The organism is [Clostridium] celerecrescens 18A (assembly GCF_002797975.1).
Classification (GTDB): domain Bacteria; phylum Bacillota; class Clostridia; order Lachnospirales; family Lachnospiraceae; genus Lacrimispora; species Lacrimispora celerecrescens.
In genome coordinates, this window is record NZ_PGET01000001.1 from 1227363 (window position 1) to 1250313 (window position 22951).

At 45.2% G+C, this 22951-nt stretch carries 21 protein-coding genes; 20 read left to right on the plus strand and 1 reads right to left on the minus strand.

Going from position 1 to position 22951, the window contains the following annotated elements; all coding sequences use genetic code 11:
• From ilvD to H171_RS05795, 20 genes are all read left to right on the plus strand, one after another.
• Window positions 1–1728, plus strand: a complete 1728-nt coding sequence (ilvD, locus tag H171_RS05700) for a dihydroxy-acid dehydratase (RefSeq protein WP_100304285.1) — start codon at window positions 1–3, stop codon at window positions 1726–1728.
• A gap of 82 nt (window positions 1729–1810) precedes the next feature.
• Entirely contained in the window at window positions 1811–2707 is an 897-nt protein-coding gene (locus H171_RS05705; protein WP_100304286.1) for a dihydrodipicolinate synthase family protein, read from the plus strand.
• Between the two features lie 338 nt (window positions 2708–3045).
• Complete coding sequence (locus tag H171_RS24540) at window positions 3046–3393, plus strand: hypothetical protein (RefSeq protein WP_242976874.1); 348 nt, start codon at window positions 3046–3048, stop codon at window positions 3391–3393.
• Window positions 3390–4217, plus strand: coding sequence for a DUF975 family protein (locus tag H171_RS05715; RefSeq protein WP_100304287.1), 828 nt, complete (start codon window positions 3390–3392; stop codon window positions 4215–4217). Before H171_RS24540 ends, H171_RS05715 begins: the two co-directional genes overlap by 4 nt.
• A 53-nt stretch (window positions 4218–4270) precedes the next feature.
• On the plus strand, window positions 4271–4531 hold the full coding sequence (locus H171_RS05720; RefSeq protein ID WP_092250591.1) for a PRC-barrel domain-containing protein: 261 nt from the start codon (window positions 4271–4273) through the stop codon (window positions 4529–4531).
• Between the two features lie 103 nt (window positions 4532–4634).
• Window positions 4635–5087: a transcriptional regulator NrdR gene (gene nrdR, locus H171_RS05725; protein WP_025233466.1), complete on the plus strand. Its 453-nt coding sequence runs from the start codon at window positions 4635–4637 to the stop codon at window positions 5085–5087.
• A 7-nt stretch (window positions 5088–5094) separates the two neighbouring features.
• Entirely contained in the window at window positions 5095–5619 is a 525-nt protein-coding gene (locus H171_RS05730; RefSeq protein WP_100304288.1) for a YqeG family HAD IIIA-type phosphatase, read from the plus strand.
• A gap of 136 nt (window positions 5620–5755) precedes the next feature.
• The gene (gene aroQ / locus H171_RS05735; RefSeq protein WP_100307435.1) at window positions 5756–6184 is read left to right on the plus strand and encodes a type II 3-dehydroquinate dehydratase; all 429 of its coding nucleotides are present in this window, start codon (window positions 5756–5758) and stop codon (window positions 6182–6184) included.
• A 111-nt stretch (window positions 6185–6295) separates the two neighbouring features.
• On the plus strand, window positions 6296–6853 hold the full coding sequence (gene efp, locus H171_RS05740) for an elongation factor P (RefSeq protein WP_025233463.1): 558 nt from the start codon (window positions 6296–6298) through the stop codon (window positions 6851–6853).
• A 205-nt stretch (window positions 6854–7058) separates the two neighbouring features.
• On the plus strand, window positions 7059–7643 hold the full coding sequence (locus H171_RS05745) for a sugar O-acetyltransferase (protein WP_100304289.1): 585 nt from the start codon (window positions 7059–7061) through the stop codon (window positions 7641–7643).
• A gap of 289 nt (window positions 7644–7932) precedes the next feature.
• A complete protein-coding gene (gene argS, locus H171_RS05750; RefSeq protein ID WP_100304290.1) occupies window positions 7933–9702 on the plus strand; it encodes an arginine--tRNA ligase in 1770 nt (589 codons plus the stop codon).
• Window positions 9703–9724: 22 nt separating this feature from the next.
• Window positions 9725–12868 (plus strand): DEAD/DEAH box helicase, encoded by a 3144-nt coding sequence (locus H171_RS05755; RefSeq protein WP_100304291.1) that lies wholly within the window; start codon window positions 9725–9727, stop codon window positions 12866–12868.
• A gap of 27 nt (window positions 12869–12895) precedes the next feature.
• Entirely contained in the window at window positions 12896–13516 is a 621-nt protein-coding gene (locus H171_RS05760) for a flavodoxin family protein (RefSeq protein WP_100304292.1), read from the plus strand.
• A 114-nt stretch (window positions 13517–13630) separates the two neighbouring features.
• Entirely contained in the window at window positions 13631–15760 is a 2130-nt protein-coding gene (gene nrdD, locus H171_RS05765) for an anaerobic ribonucleoside-triphosphate reductase (protein WP_100307436.1), read from the plus strand.
• A gap of 10 nt (window positions 15761–15770) precedes the next feature.
• Window positions 15771–16289 (plus strand): anaerobic ribonucleoside-triphosphate reductase activating protein, encoded by a 519-nt coding sequence (gene nrdG, locus H171_RS05770; RefSeq protein ID WP_100304293.1) that lies wholly within the window; start codon window positions 15771–15773, stop codon window positions 16287–16289.
• Between the two features lie 149 nt (window positions 16290–16438).
• Window positions 16439–16897 carry a LytTR family DNA-binding domain-containing protein gene (locus H171_RS05775; RefSeq protein ID WP_100304294.1) on the plus strand — a complete coding sequence of 153 codons (459 nt, stop codon included), beginning with the start codon at window positions 16439–16441 and terminating at the stop codon, window positions 16895–16897.
• Complete coding sequence (locus H171_RS05780; RefSeq protein WP_100304295.1) at window positions 16890–17525, plus strand: DUF4318 domain-containing protein; 636 nt, start codon at window positions 16890–16892, stop codon at window positions 17523–17525. Before H171_RS05775 ends, H171_RS05780 begins: the two co-directional genes overlap by 8 nt.
• Before the next feature lie 97 nt (window positions 17526–17622).
• Window positions 17623–18192: a TetR/AcrR family transcriptional regulator C-terminal domain-containing protein gene (locus tag H171_RS05785; RefSeq protein ID WP_186802576.1), complete on the plus strand. Its 570-nt coding sequence runs from the start codon at window positions 17623–17625 to the stop codon at window positions 18190–18192.
• Window positions 18193–18339: 147 nt separating this feature from the next.
• Entirely contained in the window at window positions 18340–19488 is a 1149-nt protein-coding gene (gene fucO / locus H171_RS05790) for a lactaldehyde reductase (RefSeq protein WP_100304296.1), read from the plus strand.
• A 126-nt stretch (window positions 19489–19614) separates the two neighbouring features.
• Window positions 19615–20319: a hypothetical protein gene (locus tag H171_RS05795; protein WP_100304297.1), complete on the plus strand. Its 705-nt coding sequence runs from the start codon at window positions 19615–19617 to the stop codon at window positions 20317–20319.
• A gap of 63 nt (window positions 20320–20382) precedes the next feature.
• Here the strand turns inward: H171_RS05795 and xdh are convergent, their stop codons facing one another.
• On the minus strand, window positions 20383–22947 hold the full coding sequence (gene xdh, locus H171_RS05800) for a selenium-dependent xanthine dehydrogenase (protein ID WP_100304298.1): 2565 nt from the start codon (window positions 22945–22947) through the stop codon (window positions 20383–20385).
• Window positions 22948–22951 lie beyond the last annotated feature (4 nt).

The following is a 22951-nucleotide window of genomic DNA, read 5'->3' on the forward strand; positions in this document are numbered from 1 at the left end:
ATGAATATAAAGCAGAAAAGCGCGCCCCAGCGGGAGCTGTGGGCTCAGTTTGACGCCCTCCAGATGGGAAGCGGCTGGGATGAGGAAGATATAAAGAAGCCTCAGATTTTGCTTGAGGATGCCTATGGGGACAGCCATCCGGGCAGCGTACATCTTTCGGGACTCATGGAACAGGTAAAATACGGCGTGTTTGAAAAAGGCGGGTATCCAGCAGGGTATCATACTACGGATATCTGCGATGGCTGTGCCCAGGGACATAACGGAATGAATTACATACTGGCCTCCAGAGAGGCCATCTGCGATATGATAGAACTCCACGGTTCCGTGTACCCATGGGATGGAATGGTACTGGCGTCATCCTGTGACAAATCCATACCTGCCCAATTAAAGGCAGCGGCCCGGCTTGACATTCCTTCTATATTTATACCTGGCGGAAGCATGAGGAACGGGCCAGGGATGACGACTTCTCTGGTGGCAGGAGACATATCCCTGCGCCAGAAACGGGAAGGGGCTATCACTCCGCAGGAAATAAGGGATTACAAGCTGACGGGATGCCCCTCAGCCGGTGCATGTACGTTTCTTGGAACGGCCAGTACCATGCAATGCATGGCGGAAGCCCTGGGCATGGCCCTGCCCGGCTCTGCGCTGATTCCGGCCACCATGCGGGATATCCTGGCGTGGGCGCGCAGGGCAGGCCAAACCATAATGAAGCTGGCGGAGAAGGATATTCGTCCCAGCCAGATCATGACGAAGGAAGCTTTTGAGAATGCCATCATGATCCATAGTGCAATCGGTGGGTCCACCAATGGAGTCATTCATCTCACTTCCCTGGCAAAGGAGCTTGGGCTCTTGGTTGCACCGGAAACATTTGACGAAATCAATCACCGGATTCCCCACATCGGAAATATCACCCCCAGCGGGCAGCATCTGACAGAGGCATTCTGGTTTGCAGGCGGAATTCCCATGGTGGAACGGGAACTAAGGGATATGCTGCATCTTGATGTAATGACAGTCACAGGCAGGACTCTGGGAGAAAATCTGGAAGATTTGGAAAAGGACGGCTTTTACGAGCGTTATGAAGGTTATCTGAGCAATTACGGACTGAAGCGGGAACAGGTTATCTTTCCGGTCAGTGAAGCCGGTGAAAAGGGCTCCATCGCTGTTATGCGGGGCAATCTGGCTCCGGAGGGAGCTGTCATTAAATATGCCGCATGTGTCAGAGAGATGTGGGAGCATAATGGAAGAGCACGAGTATTTGACTGTGAGGAGGATGCTTACCAGTCTGTGGTGAAAAAGGAGATCCGCAGAGGTGATATCATTGTGATCCGCTATGAGGGTCCAAGGGGCAGCGGCATGCCGGAGATGCTCATGACCACAGAAGCAATTGTCTGTGATCATGATCTCAATGGAAGCGTGGCCCTGGTTACGGACGGCAGATTTTCAGGAGCCACCAGAGGACCTGCTATCGGCCATGTGTCTCCGGAGGCAGCAGCAGGAGGGCCTCTTGCCTTTGTGAGAGACGGCGATATCATTTCCTACAGTGTGAAGGACAGGACCCTGAACCTTACAGGAATCCAGGGGGAGGAACGGACGCTTAAGGAGATTGAGAAGGTGCTTGAAGAAAGGAAAAGAGAGGGGATCATTCCCAGACCGAAGCGGAAAGGGATATTGGCAAGATACACCAGGGATGCCCTTTCCGCTATGGAAGGAGCAGGATATGAATCATAGGGGACGAAGGAAGTCGGAAAGAGACAGCCGGGCCCGTCTGGCGCATATCGTGTTCAAGGAGAGAGGAAGGATGACAGTTTAGATGAATGTAAAATATATAACACCGGCAGTAACGGCATTTACAAGTGACTTTCATGTAGATATGGAGGCCAATAGGCAGATATATGACCATCTCATAGCAGGAGGAATGGATGGAATCCTGATTCTTGGAAGTATCGGAGAATTTTTTGCCATTCCGCAGGAAGAGAAGAAACGGATGATCCGTGAAGCCCTTGCTTACGTGGATCATCGGGTAACGGTTTATGTAGGCACCGGCGGAACGGTTTTTGAGGAATGTGCAGAGCTGTCCCGCTATGCTCTGGAGCAGGGCGCAGACGGAGTTATGGTCATCCCTCCCTATTACTTTAATCTGCCGGACAGCGCTGTTCTGGACTTTTATGATTCTCTGGCCGGAAGGATAGAAGGCCCGCTGCTGCTGTATAATTTCCCTGCCAGAACCGGGTATGACCTAAAGCCCCAGGTAGTTCTTGAACTGGCCCGCAGAAGGAAGAATATTGTAGGGATCAAGGACACAGTGGATGTCATGGGGCATACCAGAGCTCTGATTCAGACAGTGAAAAAAGAATTTCCTGATTTTCTGATTTATTCAGGATTTGATGAATTCTTCTCCCATAATGTGATAAGCGGAGGAGACGGCTGTATCGCCGGGTTATCAAATTTTGCACCGGAGACCGCCTCTGCTCTTGCTGAGGCGGCCAGGAAGGAGGATTTCGGGCTGCTGCGGGAATACCAGATGAGGATCGACCGGCTTATGGCGGTATACGATGTGGGAGAGCAGTTTATACCTATTATAAAAAAAGCCATGGTGCTTTGCAGGGTTCCCATGAAGTCTGTTTGCGCCCGGCCCATGCAGGAGGCTACGGAGGGAGAGACCAGGCGGCTTGAGCAGATTCTTAAGGAAGAGGGATTGCTTCCGTGAATGCAGAGGGATAGAGATTTTTTAAAGCAGGTAAAAGAACATTCTTTAACGGGTATCCGCTGAAGAATGTTCTTTTTATTGAATGATAAAACTTCCTTATTATCAGCTGTTCTTGCAAAATATCGTTAGACGTTTTTCGCCAAACAAATATTAATTTTACAGAATATGGAAAATAATGTATAATTGCCATATGATCGAAAGTAAAAGTCCTTTCGATCATCGGATGGACGGCGCAAAAAGCATGCGCCTTTTATTCTTGCTTGCTCAGCTCTCTTATCATCAATTGCTAAACAAGTTCGAATAAGTTATATATTATGACAGAAAGGGAGATGATAGAAATGGATCAGGATAATCAAGATGGATCCTGGCAGGTAAACCAGGATTGGGATCGCGAAGCCGTATATAAACAGCCGGAGAGTCCGGTACAGAGCAACATGGCCCTGGCCTCTCTGGTCATGGGGATTCTAGGAATTATAACCTCCTGCTGCTGTTATGGAGGAATGATTTTCGGAAGCCTTGGAATTTTGTTTGCCCTGCTTTCCAGGACAGAAGATAGGTTTGAAGGCTATGCAAAGGCAGGCCTTATTACTTCAACCATTGCCATTGTGCTTGTTGTATTGGTTATAATCGTATTTGTGGGGACTGCGGCGATGAGTGGCCTGGGGCTGGGAGGTGTGTTTTCATGAAGACTTCATCATCAGAACTTAAAAGTCGTGCAAAGCGGTCCTTGAAAGGCAGATACGGCTTGTGTATCGGCATCCAGTTTATAGAAGGTGCCATTCTTCTGGCTATAACTTTGGTGTATATTTTAACGTCCTTTTCTATGGGACTGGTAAGGGATCCTTTTATTAATGGCGGCAGCGTAACAACAGGAAATGTGATCCTGAAGGCAGGTGTTTATATATCGTTCCTGATCATTCTCTCTGTATACGGTCTTTTAAAACCGGGAGTCCTTAAGATTTATATGGATATATGCAATGGCAATGCAGCCAAACTGTCTGACCTTCTCTTTGCTTTTCAGAACAAGCCCCATAGGTTTTTAGGACTTTATTTTATAAATCTTTTCATTGGGTTTGCCTGGGGGATACCGTACTTTGTAGTACTCATTGTAGCAGTCATCACTGATTTTATACCTGTCATGGTAGTACTGCTGGTACTTACGTACCTGCTTCTGCTTATTGGAAATATCATAACTATGCTGTATTTATCCCAGTCTATGTTCCTACTCATCGAGTCCCCGGATCAGAGGGTATTTGGGAGCCTTAAGGAAAGTGCAGCCATGATGAAGGGCAATAAGGGCGGCTATTTTTACCTTTTCATAAGCTTTATTGGCATGGTAGTCTTGGGATACTGCTCCATGGGAATTGGTTTGCTCTGGATCGTCCCTTATATTCAAGCTACTATGACAGAATATTATCTGGATCTTAAGGAACGGCTTTCCCGGAACAGCCATGGAAGAGGTGAGGAAGTTTCTTTTGAATCCATGTGGAGCCAGGAAAATCAGTGGTAGAGCCGTGTCATGCATAAGGTATGCGCATAGAATATACTAAGGAGGTGTATTCTATGCGAATTTGTGAACTAAAACAAAAAGAGGTAATCAATATTTGTGACTGCAGACGCCTCGGTTATGTTGGTGATGTAGATTTTGACATGGAAACAGGATGCCTTTTGGCTATTATCGTACCAGGACCAGGATGCTTTTGCGGCTTTTTAGTCAGGGAAAAGGAGTTTATCATTCCATTCTGTGACATAAGGCAGGTGGGCCCGGACATCATCCTTGTAAATGTGGATTTGGAAAAAGCAACGGAAAGATGCGGGATATAAGGAGGATGGGCTTGCGGATCTTTGGATTGTAAGATATGATATATAAAACGAAGTTCGATTCGTGACACTAAAATTACAGTCCGTAGACAGGAGGACCAGAAACGTGAAATGTCCATTTTGCAATGAAGCAGACACCAAGGTCATTGATTCCAGACCGGCAGACGACAACAGTTCAATCAGACGCCGCAGACAATGCGAGAAATGCGGAAAGAGATTTACCACCTATGAAAAGCTTGAGACCATGCCCCTTATGGTTATTAAGAAGGATAATTCCAGAGAAGTTTATGACCGTTCAAAAATAGAATCAGGAATTCTTCATTCCTGCCATAAGCGGCCGGTATCATCCCAGCAGATTGATTCCATGGTAGACGAGATAGAGACCCAGGTTTTCAACCGTGAAGAAAAAGAAGTGGAAAGTACGGTGATCGGAGAGCTTGTCATGAAAAAACTGCAGGAAGTGGATGAGGTTGCTTATGTGCGCTTTGCTTCCGTATACAGGGAATTTAAAGACGTGAGTACGTTTATGGAAGAAATAGGAAAACTGTTGAAAAAGTAGGAGATATATGTTTAAAGTATTTTATCCGGATAAAGATGCGGCATCAGCATACGATATATCCTTTGAAAAATTATATAAAAATGGGATCAGAGGCGTGATTTTTGATATTGATAATACTCTGGTGCCTCATGGTGCGCCCGCAGATGATAGAGCTAAGAAATTATTTTTACATCTGCGTGAACTTGGGATGGAATCCTGCCTCCTTTCCAATAACAAAGAGCCGAGAGTGGCTTCCTTTGCCAGGGCTGCGGGCAGCCCTCATTATATATATAAAGGAAACAAGCCCTGGAGAAAGGGCTATCAAAGAGCGATGGAATTCATGAAAACGGATGCGAAACATACGGTTTTTGTGGGGGATCAGCTATTTACCGATGTTTATGGAGCCAAAAGAGCCGGAATCTACAGCATTCTGGTCATGCCGATTCATCCCAAAGAAGAAATCCAAATTGTTTTAAAGAGGTATTTAGAAGCAGTAGTGCTGTATTTTTATCACAGAGATAAGAAAAGAAAAAAAGCGAACAGTGTCAGGTGAAAGAACATTTATGAAGGGTAAAAGACAGCCTGACAGGTTATAATACGGATGAGACGGTCCGGACAAGCCGGCTGATCCGGGAGATACAGGAGATGCTTTGCCCGGAAAGCATGGGAGAAAAGGTGGTAAAAAGGATATGAAAATTCTTGTATTAAACGGGCCGAATCTAAACTTTTTAGGAATCCGAGAAAAGGGAATATACGGAACAGAGGATTATGATGCGCTGGTATCCATGCTGGAAGAAAAGGCGCAGAGAGAAGGTCATGAGCTGGAAGTCTTTCAGAGCAATTATGAAGGCGGAATCATAGATAAAATTCAGGAGGCATATCACAATGGAACAGAAGGGATCATCATTAATCCCGGAGCGTTTACCCATTACAGCTATGCCGTCAGAGATGCCCTGGGTTCCGTAGAGATTCCTAAGATTGAAGTCCATATATCCAATGTCCATAAGCGGGAGGAGTTCCGCCATACATCAGTGACGGCGCCTGTTTGTACCGGACAAGTCGTAGGTCTGGGGCTTAAGGGATATGCTCTTGCAATGGATTATTTAACAGGTAAATAATTGCTCTGATTCAAGAAAAGGGAGATATTTGTAAAAAACTGTTGAAAATGTATTTGTTATAGTATAGAATATAAAAGGTTAAGAAGAGAAATTCAAGGAGGAATATCATTTATGATATCAGCGGGTGATTTTAGAAACGGTATCACATTAGAGATCGAGGGTACTGTTTATCAGATTATGGAGTTCCAGCATGTAAAACCTGGAAAGGGTGCTGCATTCGTAAGAACTAAGATTAAAGATGTGTTAAACGGCGGTATTAACGAGCGCACATTCCGCCCATCAGAGAAGTTCCCACAGGCAAGAATCGATCGCTTTGACATGCAGTATCTGTATGCTGATGGAGATCTTCATAACTTTATGGATACGAATACCTATGAGCAGATGGCGTTATCTCCAGATGTAATCGGTGATGCGTTAAAGTTTGTAAAAGAGAATGAAACGGTTAAGGTATGTTCTTATAATGGTAAGGTATACTCCGTAGAGCCTCCGTTATTCGTGGAGTTGGTTATTACAGATACAGAGCCGGGATTCAAGGGTGATACCGCTCAGGGAGCTACTAAGCCAGCTACGGTTGAGACCGGTGCAGTAGTATATGTTCCCTTATTTGTAGATCAGGGTGACAAGATTAAGATTGATACACGTACAGGTGAATACCTGTCCAGAGTATAAAAGGAAAAGGACCGGGCGATCTGCAAGGTCCTTTTATTAATTATGTAAGATATTGAGAAAACAACGTAGAAAGGTTCGTTCTAATATTCCTGCGTTGTTTTTATGCTTTAAAGGGATTTGCAGGACAGCTCTTTTTAAAACCGCTATATTTCTGTGTTCATTTATGGTATAGTTTGTTAAAAAGGAAGTTGAGCGGGGGCATAACATGACTGAAAGAGAGAAAATGTTAGCAGGAGAACTTTATGATTGCGGGGATAAGGAATTATTAACCCAATGGCATAAAGCAAAGAATCTTATAAGGAATTATAACCAGACGAATTCTGAAGATGCTGCGGAAAAAGACCGTATTTTAACAGAATTATTAGGTGGGCGAGGGTCTAACTTATGGATTACCGCACCGTTTTTTGTTGATTACGGGAATAATATTTACTTTGGTAATAACTGCGAGGTTAATATGAACTGCACTTTTTTAGATGACAATAGAATCGTTATCGGGGATAATGCCCTTATTGCACCTAACGTACAAATATATACTGCATTCCACCCTACAAATGCCATAGAGCGTTTCGGGAAGATAAAAGAAGATGGTTCTTTTTCTTTTTGTAAAACACAAACAGCGCCTGTTATTATTGGTAACAATGTTTGGATTGGAGGCGGTGTGATTATTATGCCCGGTGTAACCATTGGCAATAACGTTGTGATTGGTGCGGGGAGCATTGTAACAAGAGATATACCTGATCATCAGATTGCATATGGCAATCCGTGCAGAATCATACGGGAAAATATTTAAATACGGGGAAATGCAATAAGAGAATATTGCAAGCATAGAAAGTAAATATGATAAAATAATAAAAGAAAGCACCTTTTTGGGAAAAGATAAGGATTGAGCGATCCTCATAACTTAAAAAGGCGCTTATTTTATTACTGGATCACCTATTCCTGTCCATGTGACTGAAGATCATGGAGCAGTACAGTTTTGGAAAAGAAAAGGGAAAAGAATTTGATTTTTAAGGTCACTTGTAATATAATTAATATTTAGCGTAGAAATATCTGGAATAGAAAAAGGAGACCAGGAACTGATGAAGAAGATTCTTGATTTGATTACAGCAGAGATGAAGGCAGCATTTGCGAACTGCGGATATGATGAGGCTTATGCAAAGGTAACCTTATCTAATCGTCCGGACCTTTGCGAATACCAGTGTAACGGAGCCATGGCAGCAGCCAAGGCTTATAAAAAGAAACCGTTTGATATAGCTTCGGAAGTGGTGGAAAAGCTTGCCGCAAGTCATGTATTTGCTGCGGTGGATGCAGTGATGCCGGGATTTATCAATTTAAAGCTCAATTCAGATTATCTGGCAGACTATATGAATGGCATGGCTGACGAAGAACAGTGCGGCTGTGAAAGAACAAAAATCCCCATGACAATTGTGGTGGATTACGGCGGAGCCAATGTCGCAAAGCCTCTGCATGTAGGCCATCTCCGTTCCGCAATTATCGGGGAGAGTATTAAGAGAATGGGCCGTTTTCTTGGACATCATGTCATCGGAGATGTTCACCTGGGAGACTGGGGCCTTCAGATGGGACTGATCATTGAGGAGCTTAAGGACAGAAAACCGGAGCTGCCTTATTTTGACGATTCCTATGAAGGGGAGTATCCAGAGGAAGCACCTTTTACCATCAGTGAGCTGGAAGAGATATACCCTGCGGCCAGTTCAAAAGCCAAATCTGATGAAGAATTCAGTACCAGAGCTCATGACGCCACTTTGAAGCTGCAAAACGGTTTCAGACCTTATCGTGCCATCTGGCGTCATATTATAGAAGTATCTGTTTCTGATTTAAAGAAAAATTACGGAAATCTCAATGTTTCCTTTGATTTATGGAAAGGGGAAAGCGATGCAGAACCCTATATTGCCGGTTTGATCAAGGAACTGGAAAATAAGGGTCTTGCCTATGAAAGCCAGGGAGCCCTTGTTGTGGATATTGGAGAAGAGGGAGATACCAAAGAACTTCCTCCCTGTATTGTAAGAAAGTCGGACGGTGCAGCCCTTTATTCCACTTCTGATCTTGGAACCATTATTGAACGGGAGAAAGATATAAAGCCAGACTGGTACATCTATATTACGGATAAACGTCAGGAGCTGCATTTTGTCCAGGTGTTCCGTGTGGCGAAAAAGGCCGGCTTTGTATCACAGGATAAGAAGATGTCACATCTTTGCTTTGGAACCATGAACGGAAAAGACGGCAAGCCCTTTAAGACAAGGGACGGCGGAGTTATGCGTCTGGAAACACTGATATCTGACATCAGCCAGGCGGCTTACGAAAAAATCATGGAGAACCGTACCGTTTCTGAGAAAGAAGCGGAGGAAACATCAAAGATCGTGGGATTGGCAGCCTTAAAGTATGGGGACCTGTCTAATCAGGCATCCAAGGACTATGTGTTTGACATGGACCGTTTCGTATCCTTTGAGGGAAATACTGGCCCTTACATCCTTTATACGATTGTAAGAATTAAATCCATTCTGGCAAAATACCAGGGCCTTGAAGATAAATACCAGGGTGAGGAGCAGATTCTTGCAGCTGCATCGGAGGCGGAAAAAGATCTAATGCTCCAACTTTCCAGATATAACGAAATCATGGAAACAGGCTTTACGGAGCTTGCGCCCCATAAAATATGCCAGTACATTTATGAACTCGCCAATGCATTTAATCGCTTTTACCATGATACCAAGATCATATCCGAAGAGGATAAAAAACGGCAGGCATCCTGGATCCGTTTAATCAGGCTTACCAAGGATGTATTAAATGCATGTATTGGCGTACTGGGAATCGAGGCGCCGGAACGAATGTAATGGTGAACGGATGTGAGGAACTATGAGAGTATCACACTTGACGACAAATACCTTCTGGAAGGGCGAATCAGGCGTCAGTGCCCTGGTGGAGGATCAGGGAAAGGAATATAAGGCAAATTTGCATATCAAGGGTAGTCAGGTTTTTGACTACTCTTGTTCTTGTGCCCAGGGAAATTCTTACCGGGGGATGTGTCCTCACTGCAAAGCTCTGTTTGAGGTGTATAAAGAGCAGGAGTCAAACCCTGGAAGGCCTGTACTCACTTCCCAGCAAGCAAGAGCCATGATTCGGGAATATACCAACCGGGAGGTGTCCCGGATCATGAGCGAGGGAGAAGAGGAACAGGTGAAACTTTCCCTATCCCTCCTCATCAGCCGTAGAGATGTGAAGCTGGAGTTTAAGCTTGGAAAGGACCGGCTTTACATGGTAAAGGATCTGGCTGCATTTGCAAATGCGGTAGAAAACGGCACCTATGTGGAATACGGCAAAAATTTGGCGTTCCATCACAGTCCTTCCGCCTTCGCAAAGGAGAGCCGCCCCCTCCTGGAATTTGTACTGGAGATTGTAAATGCATATTGTGAGCATTATGAACAGTTTCAGAAAAGTTCCTTTTCCACAAAACCTGTCCTGCGTTTTTTAAATTTGAGCCGCGCAAACCGGGACCGTTTCTTTGGAATCATGATGGGAGAGACCCTGGAATTTGAAGATTACAAGGGGCAGAAGCGGCAGCTGATGATCGTTGACCGCAATCCCAACTTAAAGGTTACGGTAAAGCGCCAGGGACGGGATGGGGTTTTGGTGTCCGTTGACCGGGAGCTTCTGACCTTTGAGGGGGAACACCGCTTATATCTTGCAGATATGAAATACTTATACTGTTGTGACCAGCCCTGCAGCGAGGCCCTTTCCGTGTTTCTGGGGCAGATGATGGAAGGGTTTAAACCTTCTTATGAAACAGAGATCAATGACAAGGATATGCCTCTTTTTTATGAACGGGTTTTAAAAAGGATCGCTGCTTACTGCACCATTGATTCCAAAGAACTGGATCTGGAAGCTTATAAACCGGAGGAGTTAAAGGCTAGATTTGACTTTGATTCTGATGGGCAGGGCGGACTGATTTTAAAACCGACCCTTTCCTATGGGGACTATTCGTTCCAGCCGGTAGAAGATGAGCGCCTTCCCCGTACCGTGTGCCGGGATGTGCCCGGAGAGTTCCGCATCAGCCGCCTGATAACCCGCTACTTTAAATACAAAGAATATGAATCGGAATATCCGGCCATTCGGGATGATGAGGAAGCGGTATACCGGTTACTTACCTCAGGAATGAGCGAGTTCATGGCGTTGGGAGAAGTCTATTTTTCCGAATCCTTTAAAAAGTTAAAAGTTCTTCCTCCTCCCAAAGTATCCATTGGAGTTCGGAGTGTAGGGAATTGGCTGGAATTGGACGTGGATACGGCCGGGCTGTCGGGAGAGGACTTAAGCAGGCTTTTGGAAGTATACAGCCAGAAAAAGAAGTATTACCGCTTAAAAAGCGGGGAATTTATAAGTCTTGACGACAACGGGCTTATGACGGTTGCAAGGCTGATTGAGGGCTTATCTGCTGACCCTGATAAGCTGGGCAAGTCGTTCCGCCTTCCAAAATACAGAGCGCTTTATCTGGACAGCATTTTAAAAGAAGGAAATGGCATTACCCTTTACCGGGACCAGCTCTATAAGGCGGTGGTCCGGGGAATGAAGTCTGTGGAGGACAGTGATTTTGAGGTCCCCAAGCCCCTGCGTCATGTGCTGAGAGGGTATCAAAAGACGGGATACCGCTGGCTTAAGACATTGGACAGCTATGGCTTTGGCGGAATCCTTGCCGATGATATGGGACTTGGAAAGACCATTCAAATCATAACCCTGCTCCTTGATGAAGCGGATAAAAAGGAACATACAACTTCCCTTATCGTCTGTCCTGCCTCCTTAGTGTACAACTGGGAGAATGAGTTTCACATTTTTGCTCCATCTCTTAAAGTTGCGACAATCACCGGACAGGCAGGGGAGCGGGAAGAGCTGTTAATGAATACGGATGAGCAAGATGTGCTGATCACGTCCTATGATTTATTAAAACGGGATATTGCTCTTTATAAGGATAAGTTCTTCCGGTTTCAGGTCATTGATGAGGCCCAGTATATCAAAAATGCATCCACCCAGAGTGCAAGAGCGGTAAAAAGCATTGATGCAGGAAACCGGTTTGCTTTAACCGGTACTCCCATTGAAAACCGTTTATCTGAGTTATGGAGCATTTTTGATTTTCTGATGCCGGGATTTCTTTTCTCCTATCGGAAATTTAAAAAAGAATATGAGCTTCCCATTGTCAGGGATCAGGAAAGGCCAGCCCTGGAGAGCCTTCACCGCCTGATCGGCCCCTTCCTATTAAGACGGCTTAAGAAAGATGTGCTGAAAGAATTGCCGGACAAGCTGGAGACCATTGTTTATTCGGCTTTTGACAAAGAGCAAAAAGAGCTGTATGCGGCAAATGCGTTCCGCTTAAAGCAGGAGCTTGAAAGTTTAGATGGCAGTTCGGGAAGGGATAACATCCAGATCCTTTCGGCGCTTACCAGACTCCGTCAGATCTGCTGTGACCCTCATTTATGCTATGAGAATTACAAAGGCGGATCTGCAAAACTGGAAACCTGCATTGACCTGGTTCGGAATGGGGTAGAAGGCGGGCACAAGATCCTGCTCTTTTCCCAGTTTACCTCTATGCTTGAGGTGATCGGACAAAGGCTGAAAAAAGAGGCGGTACCATTCTATATGCTGACAGGAGCAACTCCGAAAGAAGATAGGCTCCATATGGTTAATTCCTTTAAAGATGATGAGATCCCCTTATTCCTGATTTCCTTAAAGGCAGGCGGTACAGGACTTAACCTGACTGCGGCGGATGTGGTCATACACTTTGATCCATGGTGGAATGTGGCTGCTCAGAACCAGGCCACGGACCGTGCCCACAGGATCGGTCAGGAGAAGCAGGTGAGCGTATTCAAACTGATCACTAAGGGGACGATTGAGGAAAATATTTTAAAGCTTCAGGAATCCAAAAAAGATTTGGCGGAACAGATTATAACAGAGGGAACCGTATCCTTAAGCAATCTGACCAAAGAGGATTTGTTGGGGCTTTTGGATATATAGTTAATTGAATGAAAGGATGGATAAGTGATGAAAGTACTAATGTTAAACGGGAGCCCTCATGAGAGAGGCTGTACCAATCGAGCCCTCCTTGAGGTGGAATGGGCCTTGAATGAAGAAGGCATTGAGACAGAAATCCTACACGTAGGGAGCCAGTCTGTCCATGGATGCATTGCCTGTCAGAAATGTTCAGAAACAGGAAGATGCGTATTTAATTATGATTTGGTTAATCAGGTACTTGATAAAATGGAAACAGCGGAAGGACTGATCGTAGGTTCCCCTGTTCATTATGCTTCTCCTAACGGCACCGTGCTTTCCTTCCTGGACCGTTTGTTTTATGCGGGAAGGGATTTTGCCTTTAAACCTGGAGCAGCAGTTGTGTCCGCCCGGAGGGCAGGAACTACAGCTTCTCTTGATGTGTTAAACAAATATTTCACCATTGCCCAGATGCCGGTGGTTTCCTCCACTTACTGGAACATGGTTCACGGATTTACGCCTCAGGAGGTGGAACAGGATTTGGAAGGGCTTCACACCATGAGAGCTCTCGGAAAAAATATGGCATGGCTTTTAAAATGTCTTGAGGTGGGAAAAGCCGCAGGAATCAGCCTTCCCGCCTGGGAAGAAATCCCAAGGACAAATTTCATACGATAAACAAGAAAAAATTCCCTTTACTTTTTCTGGTTGTGGTGTATAATGAGAAAGGCACTATATGTAGTGATTCAAAACTTATAGATACAAAATATAGAAGAGGTTAAGGTGACAGGGATGATTAAAGTTCAAAAACGTGACGGCAGAATTGTGGAATATGACAGGGATAAAATCATTACAGCCATTCGGAAAGCCAATGCAGAGGTGGAAGCTTCTGAGCGGGCTGGAGAGGAAATGATTGATACAATACTGGATCATGTGGAGAGAGATAACGACGGCGTGATCAGTGTGGAAGCAATTCAGGACATGATCGAGAGCAGTCTGGTAAATAAGAACAAATATACGCTCTCCAAAAAATACATCATTTACCGTTACCAGAGGGCTCTGCTTCGGAAGGCAAACACAACCGATGAGTCTATCTTAAAACTGATTAAAAATGAGAACAAGGAACTTGCAGAGGAAAATTCCAACAAGAATACCATTCTGGCATCGACTCAGAGAGATTACATCGCAGGAGAGGTGTCCAGAGACTTAACCAGAAGAATGCTGCTTCCGGAGAGGATTTCTCTTGCCCATGACCAGGGCTCCATTCACTTCCACGATGCGGATTATTTCGTACAGCCGATTTTTAATTGCTGTCTGATCAACATCGGTGATATGCTGGATAACGGCACCGTAATGAATGAAAAAATGATCGAAAGCCCTAAGAGCTTTCAGGTGGCCTGTACGGTCATGACCCAGATCATAGCGGCTGTTGCCAGCAACCAGTACGGCGGCCAGTCCGTAGATATCCGGCATTTGGGAAAATATTTAAGAAAAAGCAATGATAAATTCCATAAGCAGATCTGTGTGGAATTCGGGGATACGGTTTCTCCTGAGATGGTGGAAAAGATGGCCGCCATCCGCCTGAGAGATGAATTAAAATCCGGTGTCCAGACCATTCAGTACCAGATCAACACCTTAATGACAACCAACGGGCAGGCCCCCTTTGTGACCCTGTTCCTATGCCTTGATGATAACGACGAATACCTCAAGGAAAATGCCATGATCGTGGAGGAGGTCCTCCGTCAGAGATTGGAAGGGATTAAGAACGAAGCAGGCGTATATGTCACTCCTGCATTTCCTAAACTGATCTATGTTTTAGATGAGAATAACTGCTTAAAGGGCGGAAGATATGATTACATAACGAAGCTGGCGGTGAAATGCTCTTCTAAACGCATGTACCCGGATTATATTTCTGCTAAGAAAATGAGGGAAAATTATGAAGGGAACGTATTCAGCTGCATGGGCTGCCGGAGCTTCCTGTCTACTTGGAAGGATGAGAATGGAAATTACAAGTTTGAGGGAAGATTTAATCAGGGAGTGGTAAGTCTTAATCTGCCGCAGATCGGTATTCAGGCAAAGGGAGACGAAGATACATTCTGGAAGATTTTGGATGAACGTCTGGATCTATGCTATGAGGCTCTGATGTGCAGACATAAGTCACTGGAAGGCACCCTTTCCGATGTAAGCCCGATCCACTGGCAGTACGGTGCCATCGCAAGGCTTAAAAAAGGTGAAAAGATCGACCCGCTCCTTCATAATGGCTATTCAACCATATCTTTGGGATACATCGGCCTTTATGAGACGACAAAGCTTATGAAGGGAGTCAGTCAGACAGATCCGGTAGGAGAAGAGTTTGCCCTTCGTGTCATGAATTATATGCGGAAGGTTGTAGACCAGTGGAAAAAACAGACAGGCCTTGGCTTTGGCTTATATGGGACACCGGCGGAATCTCTCTGCTACCGTTTTGCCAAAATTGACCGGGAGCGGTTCGGAAACATACCTGATGTGACGGACAAAGGCTATTACACCAACTCCTATCACGTTGATGTGCGGGAAAATATAGATGCGTTCAGCAAATTCACCTTTGAAAGCCAGTTTCAGAATATTTCCTCCGGCGGGGCCATTTCCTATGTGGAGGTTCCTAATATGCAGAACAATCTGGAAGCAATGGAAGAAGTGGTGAAATTCATTTACGATAACATCCAGTACGCAGAGTTTAACACCAAATCAGATTATTGTCAGGAATGCGGCTTTGATGGTGAGATCATCATCAATGAAGATATGGATTGGGAATGCCCTCAGTGCCATAATAAGGATAAGAAGCGGATGAATGTGACCAGAAGAACCTGCGGTTATCTGGGAGAGAATTTCTGGAACACCGGAAAGACAAAGGAGATCAAATCCAGGGTTCTTCATCTATAGGAGGTGTGCCATGAATTATGCAACCATAAAGCCTACGGATGTAGCGAACGGCCCGGGGGTCAGGGTATCTTTGTTTGTCAGCGGTTGCAATCATCGCTGCAAGGAGTGTTTTAATTCTGAAGCCTGGGATTTTCATTACGGCCAGGAATATGGTCCGGAAACCGGATCAAAGATACTGGAATATTTAGACCATCCCTATATTGCAGGCTTAAGCCTGCTGGGGGGTGAGCCCATGGATCCCAAAAATCAGAAGGGCATTCTTTCTTTGATAGAGAAAGTAAAGGAGCGTTTTCCGGAAAAGACGATCTGGTGCTACACCGGTTATGATTTTGAAAAGGATATTCTGGGAGACATGGCAGGAAAGCTTCCTGAGACAAGGCGTATATTAAACTGTCTGGATGTCCTGGTAGACGGAAAGTTTGAAGTGGAAAAAAAGGATTTAAAACTGCGGTTTAAAGGGTCATCCAATCAAAGGATCATTAAAGTGCAGGAATCCCTTGATATGGGAACGATTGTATTGTGGGAATAAAGAACAGGGTATTTTGCAGTCCGCCGTATCGGCGGGGGCAAAATACCCTGTTTTAGCTTCTTACCGTTTAAAACCGGCCACTTACCCATAATCCCTGTAAAAACCGGTTCGATTATGATATGATGAATTGGCAGTCAGGAGGAAGAAGTATGAAGGTCAATTTTAGAACAGTCAGCCATGATGCGGAAGAATCTGCGGAGCTGTACATCCATGAGCGGGATGAGGCGGTGGACCGTCTTGCAGAATATCTGGAACAGGATTTGTTCCGGTCGGTAACGCTCTTGTGCCAGAGGGAAGAGAAAATCTGCCGGGTTCCGAGCCCTGAGATTTATTTGATTGAAACGGTGATGGAAAAACAGGTGGTCCATACGAAAGAGGAAACCTATGAGACAAATAGGAGACTTTACGAACTGGAGCGGCTTCTTCCGTCTAATTTTATCCGTATATCCAAATCTGTGATCATGAATATAGATAAGGTAAGGACCTATACCCCCATGCTCAATGGGCTTATGAAGGTTTCCATGTTAAATTCCCAGGAAACTTATATTTCCAGGAAATATTTAAAAGAGGTAAAGGACAGGATTTTGGAGGTGAGGCGTTATGAATAGGAACGAGGGAAAAAGAGAGGTTTTTTGGGAAATTCTGTTTGCCGGAGCCGATCTGGGGATGATTTTATTTGTAGGTGCTTTAATGGGACTTTGGCTTTTCTCTGGCAGACAGGGGCTAGAGATCGTCATGGACCGCCTGGGCTTGTTTTTTCTCATTTATCTTGCTTCAGGCTGCCTGCTTCAATTCTTTAAACGGCTGCCTGAAATGGATCTAAGCTGGCTGCGGGGAATGGCTTTTATGTACTGGTTTGATATTTTATTAGTTCTCTTATTGTTTCTTGCTGCATTTCTTCCGGATTATTTAAGATACATGATCTTATCCGATGCTGTGGTGCTTGTCGGGAGATGGGCGTTAAATTACCTTTATGCTAAGCGTACTGCCAATGAACTGAATAAAGCAAAGGGAGGACGGACCCTTGTCATTGATTTGAATGAAAAGCCAGGCACTAAGGAAGAATTTTTCTCTTTTCTGGAAAATTACTGCATCAAAAACCGCTTGAGCCTGGAATATATAGAACGGGATATTCCGGCTGTGGTTAAGCTTGACGGGGTCCTTCATGAGGTGGATTTAAGGAGTTACTATACGTATGGAGGACCTGTGTATACCATGGACATTACAAAGCTTTAATTGGCAAGTCAGGAGCTATCTGAGTATGAGAGTGTTCACAAACCTGGGAACCTATGGTAAAATAGATGAAGTAAAATGAACAGGACAGGAGCGGAACATGATTGACAATCCAAACAAAAGCGAAAAAACAAAATACCGTCTGGCTGATTCCATAAAGGATTGCATGAAAACCAAGCCTGTGGATAAGATTACAGTGCAGAACATTGTGGATGGGTGTGGAATGACCAGACAAACCTTTTACCGGAATTTTAAGGATAAATACGATTTGATCAACTGGTATTTTGACAAGCTGGTTCTGGAATCCTTTGCTCAGATCGGAGTGGATAAAACCGTTCGTCAGAGTCTGAAGGAAAAATTCGAATTTATCAAAAAGGAAAAGGTATTCTTTACGGAGGCGTTCCGTTCCGACGATTATAATTCTTTGAAAGAACATGACTTTGAACTGATCATGGGATTTTATACGGAACTCATTACCCGGAAGAGACAGGAAATGCTTTCTGAGGAAATCGAGTTTTTTCTTGAGATGTATTGCAGAGGTTCCGTATATATGACGGTGAAATGGGTCCTTTCGGGTATGAAGCAGAGTCCGGGTGAGATGGCTGCAAGTCTGACAGAAGCTATGCCGCCCAAGCTGGAAACGGTATTTTCGGAAGCGGGCCTGATTTAGGTATGATTGCTATATAATAAAAGTTACAATTTGTGTTTTTTGTAAGATTTGTTACAAAAGATACCGATTGTAACTTTATTTTTTGCCTGTATGTTGTTAAAATTATAACATAATAAACATGTCATATAAGGAGAAGGAGAGGTTATCATGGCAAACAGGATTGTATTAAACGAAACATCATATCACGGCTCCGGTGCAATTTTGGAGATTCCAGGCGAGGTAAAAAGAAGAGGATTTCAGAAAGCTTTTATTGCATCGGATCCCGACTTAATTAAATTTAACGTAACCACGAAGATTACAAAGATCCTGGAAGAAAACGAAATGGATTATGAGATCTATTCAGATATTAAGCCAAACCCGACCATAGAAAATGTCCAGACAGGGGTAGAGGCATTTAAAACGTCAGGAGCGGATTATATCATAGCGGTCGGCGGCGGCTCTTCCATGGATACGGCTAAAGCCATCGGCATCATCATTGCAAATCCGGAATATGAAGATGTAAGAAGCTTAGAAGGAGTGGCTCCCACTAAAAAACCAAGCGTACCGATCATCGCCGTTCCCACCACAGCAGGTACGGCAGCGGAAGTTACCATCAACTATGTAATCACTGATGTGGAAAAGAAACGCAAATTTGTCTGCGTGGATCCTCATGATATTCCCATTGTTGCCATCGTTGATCCGGACATGATGGCCAGTATGCCAAAGGGCCTGACTGCCGCTACAGGCATGGACGCTTTGACCCATGCAATCGAAGGTTATATTACAAAGGGTGCCAATCCCATCACAGATATGTTCAATTTAAAGGCAGTTGAGTTAATAGGAAAAAGCTTAAGAGGGGCCGTGGAAAATACCGTCGAAGGCCGGGAAGGCATGGCATTGGGCCAGTACATTACAGGAATGGGATTTTCAAACTGCGGCCTTGGTATCGTACATTCCATGGCACATGCACTTGGCGCTGTTTATGACACACCTCATGGGGTGGCAAACGCCATTCTGCTTCCTACCATCATGGAGTATAACGCCGATACAACCGGTGAGAAGTACCGTGATATCGCAAGGGCAATGGGTGTGGAAGGAACTGAGAGCATGACGGAAGAAGAATACCGCAAGGCAGCGGTTGATTCGGTCAAAAAACTGTCAGCAGATGTAGGGATACCGGCAGATTTAACACAGATAGCAAAAGAAGAGGATGTGCAGTTCCTGGCAGAATCCGCAGCGGCAGATGCATGCGCTCCAGGAAACCCCAGGGAAGCCAGTCTGGAAGATATCATCAAACTTTATAAATCACTTATGTAAGCAAAAGAAACCTCCTGGCCCTCGGTCAGGAGGTTTTCCAATATCCGATATCCATGGGAAAAGAACTTGAAATAAGATCCAAATCGGTTATTCTGAAAGTAATATAAATGGATAAGGAGAAACTATATGAACGATCGAATGGAAAAGGCTGAATCAGTCTTAGAGCTGCTTCCCGGTTTTCAATATCTCTATAAGGGGGAAGTGAATACAGAAACTGTGGATTATCTGATAAAAAAGGGCTGGGCATTGGAGGCAGAAGACTGCGGATCTGTTCAACTGGCCTCTTTGGCAGGAATGGACAGGAACGACATTTATTTCCCGGCTCTTTATAAAGAGCCGGCAGCCATAAAGGCAGTCATTGGGACATGCAGGTTCGTTGCCTCCAGTTTAAAAGAGATAGAACTTATCAATGAAGCAGCAGCCGGATATCTGGCTCCGGGTCATCTGGAAGTGATAGGAATTGCCGTGATTGCAGAAGCTTATGACAATGGAGAAATGCCTGGCTTCCGTGTGGAAGAATTATCCCAATTAGCGGCGGAAGCCAGAAAATTGCGTTTCATATCCATACGCGGCTGTTTTATCCAGGGCAATTCGAAAGGCCTGTCAGGAGAAAAGCTTGGAAGATATTTGAGAGACTGTTATGAAACAGCCAAACTGGTTACCACGACCATTCCCTGTGGCATGTCTTATATAAACATCGGCAATTCCATGGAACCTGCTGTTCAAACCATGAAATCAGGCCGGGAAGCTCAGGAAACGCTGCAAACTGCAGCAAAGATCATGGTCAACCAGAATCAGACCGCTTTTTATGCGAAATTGCTGCTGCAATAAAGAAAAATCACCCCGCTGCTGGAAACTGTATCTGTTTCTGGCAGCGGGGTGATTTAAGTCCCATTATTTCTTTCTATAATACGTGTTCTTTAACGGCAGGCTTTGTCTGAATACTCCATCCAGCCTGTAGTAAGCATGAGCACAGGCGGGAGAGGTGGGGATCATGCACAATTCCCCGCATCCCTTGGCACCAAAGGAGTAAGGCAGTTTATCCTCTTCCTTTGGCTGGCAGAGAATGACTTCCAGTTCAGGTGCCTCGTCTGCTCTCATAAATCCTATGGTACCGAATTTGCTGGCAGGATATCCGTTTTCACATTTAAACTCTTCAGTGACACCGTAACCGATTCCCATGATCATACCGCCTTCAATCTGACCTTCCACGGACCCAATGTTTACTGGAGTTCCCACGTCAAACGCAGATACTGCCTTGGTGATTTTTCCCTCTTCATTTAAAATAATTACCTGAGTTCCATAGGAATAAGATACGTGGCTTACAGGATTATCCTTGATGGCTCCAAGTGGATCTGTCTGAGCAGAATATTCCCCGAAGAATTCGTGTCCTTCTAAGTCTGCCAGGCTGTTTCCGCTGTCTAAGGCACATTTTAGCTTTTCACCGGCTCTGCGGGCTGCTTCCCCTGTAACAACCGTCTGGCGGGAAGCAGTGGAGGTTCCGGAGTTAGGAGTCCTTATGGTATCTGCCGCTTCATAGATAAAAAGGGCAGGATCAAGTCCTGATGCATGACAGATTTCGGTTAAAGCCATTTGACCGATTCCCTGGCCCATACACGAGGCGGAGGTGCGGATGTGAACATTTCCCTTCTCAACGGAAAGAAGAACACGGCCTACATCCATTTTACCCATTCCGGTTCCTGCGTTTTTAAAGCCGCAGGCAATTCCTGCGTATGGATTGGAATAATAAATATCCTTTACAGCGTCAAGGCAGGCTTCCATATTGGTATTTGGGTCTGCGGTCTGCCCGTTTGGAAGGATATCGCCTGGCTTGATAGCATTCCGCCGGCGGATTTCCCAGGGATCAAGACCAGCCATTTCTGCAAGCAGGTTGATATTCATTTCCGTTGCAAAGCAGCTCTGGGTTACGCCAAATCCCCGGAAGGCGCCGGAAACCACATTGTTGGTGTAAACGGACATACCAAAAATATCAATGTTCTGATAGTTATAAGGGCCGGCTGCGTGGGTGCAGGCGCGGTGGAGCACTGGGCCTCCCAGAGAAGCATAAGCTCCCGTATCGGCAATGATGACTCCCTTCATAGCAGTCAGGCGGCCGTTTTCATCACAGGCTGTGGTGAATTCCATTTCCATGGGATGGCGTTTTACATGGTAATTTAAGGATTCCTGGCGGCTGTATTTGACCTTAATAGGTTTCCTGGTATACCAGGCCATTAAGGCAGCATACTGCTGCACAGACATATCCTCCTTGCCCCCGAAACCGCCGCCTACTAAAGGTGCATGGCAATGGACCTTTTCCTTGGGAAGGTTAAGCATCTGAGCACATTCTCTCTGAACGTCATATATGGACTGGCTGGTGGTGTAAATCAGCAGGCCGTCATCCCCTTCAGGAAGTGCCACGCAGCACTCCGGTTCCATGAAGCCATGCTCCTGCCAGGAGGTTTTGTATTTTCTTGTTACTACATATTTTGAATTTTTAATGGCTTCATCTGCATTTCCCCGCACCAGGTTGGCACGGCTCATGATGTTGCCGTCTTCATGAATAAGGGGAGCATCGCCCTTTAAAGCCTCATAGGGGCTTGTGATGGCAGGAAGCTCCGTATAATCAACGTCAATGAGTGCCAGGATTTCTTCCAGGGCTTCTGCACGGGTCGCTGCAATGACTGCCAGAGCATTTCCAACGTAACGGGTGATATCTCCTTCGCCCATGAGAACATCCCAGTCCTGCTTGATGTGGCCGATCTTATTGCATGGCACATCCTTTTTTGTCAGGATTTCCACGCAGTCCGGGTGCTCCAGTGCTTTTGATACGTCGATCCGGTTGATCAAGGCTCTTGGATACTTGGAATACAGGCACTTGGCGTACAGCATGCCAGGCAGATACATATCATCGGCAAAGATTCCGGTTCCGTTTACTTTCTCTGCAGCGTCTATGCGCTTAAAGTGTTCATTCATATGCAGGGCAGTAGGAGATTGTGGGATCTCCAGCTTCTCTCTGAAAAAGTCAGCCGCCAGAAGAATGGCATCTTCAATCTTTTTATAGCCGGTACAGCGGCATAAATTGCCCTTGATTGCCTTTTTAACTTCCGCTCTTGTAGGGGTGAGATTTGTATCCAGAAGACTTTTGGCGGAAATGACCATGCCAGGAATACAGAAGCCGCATTGAACAGCGCCGGCCTCTGCAAAGCAGTGTTCATAAACCTTCATTTCTTCCGGGTCAATTCCTTCTACAGTAAGAATGTTTTTTCCCTCCAGCGTGCTGATTTTGGGAACACAGGCCTTTACTTTTTTCCCGTCAATAAGAACTGTACAGGTTCCGCAGGCGCCTTCACTGCAGCCATCCTTTGTAGCTGTCAGATGAAGATCATCCCGTAAGAAACGCAGCAGCTTTTTGTCGTGGGGCGTTTCGTAGTCCTGACCATTGATGTGCAATATGTACATGTGT